Genomic DNA, 3,579 nt, shown 5'->3' with positions numbered 1-3,579 from the left:
TTCGCCTTACGGTGGAGCTGTGCGTAGATGTTATCAAGAGACAGGCGCGCCGCGGGCCGGTCAGTACGGCGCGCGAGAGAGGTCCGCGGAAGTCCTGTCTTCCGCGAACCGGTGTCAGACGGTGCGCCCGCCATCCACAGGCAATTCCACGGCCGTGATGAACTCGGCCTCGTCGGAAGCGAGGTAGAGCGCCGCGTTGGCGATGTCCTCCGCCCGCGACATGCGGCCGAGCGGGATGGTGGAGACGAATTTCGCGCGGTTCTCGGGCGTGTCGGGCACGCCCATGAACTCGGTGAGCAGTCCCGTCGCCCCCATCACCGGGCAGATCGCGTTCACGCGGATCTTCCACGGCGCGAAGTCGAGCGCCAGCGACTTCGACATCACGTTCACCGCGCCCTTGGTGGCGTTGTACCAGGACAGGCCCGGCCGTGGCCGCAGCCCGGCGGTGGAGCCGATGTTCAGGATCACGCCGCCGCCCGCGTCGCGCATCACCGGCACGACCTCGCGCGCGAAGAGGTAGATCGACTTCACGTTGACGCGGAAGACGCGGTCGAAGGTCTCCTCGTCCACATCCAGCACCGGCTGGTTGCGGTGCGTGGTCCCGGCATTGTTCACCAGGATGTCGATCCGCCCGCCGAAGGCCGCGCGCACCTGCTCCACCGCGCCGTGCACGGAGGGGCCGTCGCCCACATCCGCCGTGACGGCGATGGCGCCGCCGCCGATCTCGCGCGCCACGCGCTCCGCCGCATCGGCGCGCAGGTCCAGCACGGCGACCTTCGCGCCCTCCTGCGCGAAGCGCTTCGCGATCCCCTCGCCGAAGCCGCCGCCCGCGCCGGTGACCAGCGCGACCTTGTCCTTGAGCCTCATCCTATTCCCTCCCTGGAATCACGCGCCGTGCCGGATCGCGATGGTCTTCAGCGTGGCGAAGCCGTGGAGCGCGGCGAAACCCTTCTCGCGCCCGTGACCGGAGCGCTTCATGCCGCCGAAGGGCAGTTCCACGCCACCCGCCGCGCCATAGTTGTTGACGAAGACCTGCCCGGTGCGCACGCGACGCGCCAGCCGCATCGCGCGGCCGACATCGCGCGTCCAGATGCCGGACACCAGGCCGAACGCCGTGCCGTTGGCCACGCGCAGCGCATCCGCCTCGTCGCGGATGCGGATGGCGACGAGAACCGGGCCGAAGATCTCCTCCTGCGCCAGCACATGGTCCGGCGGCACGTCGCCGATCAGCACCGGCCGCACGTAGAAGCCGTCGCGCGGCAGGTTCGGGCCGAGCTCGCCCTGCGCCAGGATGGGCAGCCCGTCGCGCTCCGCGATGGCGAGGTAGCGCTCGATCCGCTCCTTCTGCGCCGCGTTCACCACCGGGCCGAGATCGAGGTCCTGCGACGCGGCGCCGACGCGCAACTCGCGGAAGCGCGCGGCGAGGTCGGCGGTGAAGCTGTCGTAGATGGAATCCTCGATCAGCACGCGCGATCCGGCGGAGCAGGTCTGGCCGGCATTCTGGATGATCGCCTTCACCACGGTCGGCGCCGCTTCCGCCAGGTCGGCATCGGCGAAGACGATCTGCGGCGACTTGCCGCCCAGCTCCAGCGTCACGGGGATGGTGTTCCGCGCCGCCGCCGCCTGGATCAGCGTGCCGACCTCGGGCGAGCCGGTGAAGCTGATATGGCTGATCCCCGGATGCGCGCTCAGCGCCGCGCCGACCTCCTCGCCCAGGCCGGTGACGACGTTGAACGATCCGGCCGGGAAGCCCGCCTCGTCCGCCAGCCGCGCCAGGGCCAGCGCAGTCAGCGAGGTGTCCTCCGCCGGCTTCAGCACCACCGCGTTGCCCATGGCCAGCGCGGCGCCGACCGAGCGGCCGGTGATCTGCAGCGGATAGTTCCACGGCACGATATGGGCGGTGACGCCATGCGGCTCCCACATCGTCAGGACGGTGTAGCCCTCCTGGAAAGGGATGGTCTCGCCATGCACCTTGTCGGCGGCGCCGCCATAGAACTCGAAGTAGCGCGCGCAGGCGGCCACGTCGGCCGCCGCCTGGGCCAGCGGCTTGCCGACATCCTCGCTTTCCATCCGGGTCAGCGCCTCGGCGTCGCGCCGCACCAGCCCGGCCAGGCGCAGCAGCAGCCGGCCGCGCGTGGCGGCGTCCAGCCGGCCCCAGTCGCCCTCCATCGCCGCCTGTCCGGCGGCCACGGCGGCGTCCACGTCCTGGGCGGTGCCGCGCGCGATCTGGGCCATCACCTGCCCGTCCGAGGGATTGGCCACCGGCAGGTACTTGTCCGGACCGGTCCAGCGGCCGCCGATGAAGTGCTTGTGGGTTTCCAAGGGCAAGTCCTTCCCATCCTCCGAGCAGGCGTCGCCGCGGCCGGGACGGAAAGGGTGCCGGTGGCGCCGCCGCCGGGGCGGGCCGCTTCGCCGGGTGTTTCCTCCGTTCCGGCCGCTCCCGCGACTCTTGGCCGCCAAGACTGGCACCGCCGCCGCCCGAGGTCCAACCCCGGCCGGACTTTCGCCGGCCCCGCAACGACCCGCCGGCCCCTTGTCGTTCCCTGGAGGCCGCTCCTGTGAACGAACCCCCGGGGGCCGCGTTGTCGCCTGGCCCGATCTGCGTCACAACCGGGGGCCGTCGCCCCGGCCCGTAGGCACCACATGGGAGGGATGACGGCGGCGGAAGGTGACGGCGGCATGCGCATCCTGGTGATCGAGGACGATACGGTCACGGCCGACTACATCGCCAAGGGCCTGGGCGAGGACGGGCATGTCGTGGATGTCGCGCGCAACGGCAGGGACGGGCTGTTCCTGGCGCTCAACGAGCCCTTCGACGTGATCGTCACCGACCGCATGCTGCCCGGGCCGGACGGGGTCGCCATCGTGCGGGCCCTGCGCGCCTCGAACATCGCCACGCCCGTCCTGATGCTCACGGCGCTGGGGGAGGTGGACCGCAAGGTGGAGGGGCTGGAGGCGGGCGCCGACGACTACCTCGCCAAGCCCTTCGCCTTCGCCGAGCTGCGCGCCCGGCTGCGCGCCCTGGCCCGCCGCCCCGCCGCCAGCACGGAATCCACCGAACTGTCCCTGGCCGATCTGCGCATGGACCTGCTGCGCCGCACCGTCACGCGCGGCGCCCGGCCCATCGAGCTGCTGCCGACCGAGTTCCGCCTGCTGGAGTACATGCTGCGCCATCCGGGCGAGGTGCTGACCCGCACCATGCTGCTGGAGAAGGTCTGGGACTTCTCCTTCGACCCCACCACCAACGTGGTGGACGTCCATGTCAGCCGCCTGCGGCGCAAGCTGGAGGCGGGCGGCGAGCCGCCGATGATCCGCACCGTGCGCGGCGCCGGCTATGCGCTGGAGGCACCGGAGCGGGCCGGCGCCGAGGGGTGAGCCCGGCCCGTGTGCCCGTCCGCGGCCGGCACGACGCCCCTCAGGGCATGGCGACGCCCAGCTTTTCCGCCCAGGGGCGCAGCGCGTCGAGGATGCCCGCCCGCAGCGCGAGCCCGTCGCGTTCCGCCGCCGCCCGCCGGCGCAGCCCCGCCTCGCCGGGCCTGTCTCTTGATCACATCTACGCACAGCTCCACCGTAAGGCGA

The 3,579-nt window shown here is 71.9% G+C and carries 3 protein-coding genes; 1 reads left to right on the top strand and 2 read right to left on the bottom strand.

What is annotated here, in order from left to right; all coding sequences use genetic code 11:
- Positions 1 to 114: 114 nt before the first annotated feature.
- Positions 115 to 867, bottom strand: a complete 753-nt coding sequence (locus ROTAS13_RS21125) for a glucose 1-dehydrogenase (RefSeq protein ID WP_075823315.1) — start codon at positions 865 to 867, stop codon at positions 115 to 117.
- Between the two features lie 18 nt (positions 868 to 885).
- Positions 886 to 2,322, bottom strand: coding sequence for an aldehyde dehydrogenase family protein (locus ROTAS13_RS21120; RefSeq protein WP_075823314.1), 1,437 nt, complete (start codon positions 2,320 to 2,322; stop codon positions 886 to 888).
- 357 nt (positions 2,323 to 2,679) lie between these two features.
- On the opposite strand from ROTAS13_RS21120, the gene ROTAS13_RS21115 reads away from it, so the two are divergent.
- Positions 2,680 to 3,375 (top strand): response regulator transcription factor, encoded by a 696-nt coding sequence (locus tag ROTAS13_RS21115; protein ID WP_026033129.1) that lies wholly within the window; start codon positions 2,680 to 2,682, stop codon positions 3,373 to 3,375.
- Positions 3,376 to 3,579 lie beyond the last annotated feature (204 nt).

The sequence above is a fragment of the Roseomonas sp. TAS13 genome (assembly GCF_001950415.1).
Classification (GTDB): domain Bacteria; phylum Pseudomonadota; class Alphaproteobacteria; order Acetobacterales; family Acetobacteraceae; genus Roseomonas; species Roseomonas mucosa.
This window is presented reverse-complemented; position numbering and strand designations above follow the sequence as displayed.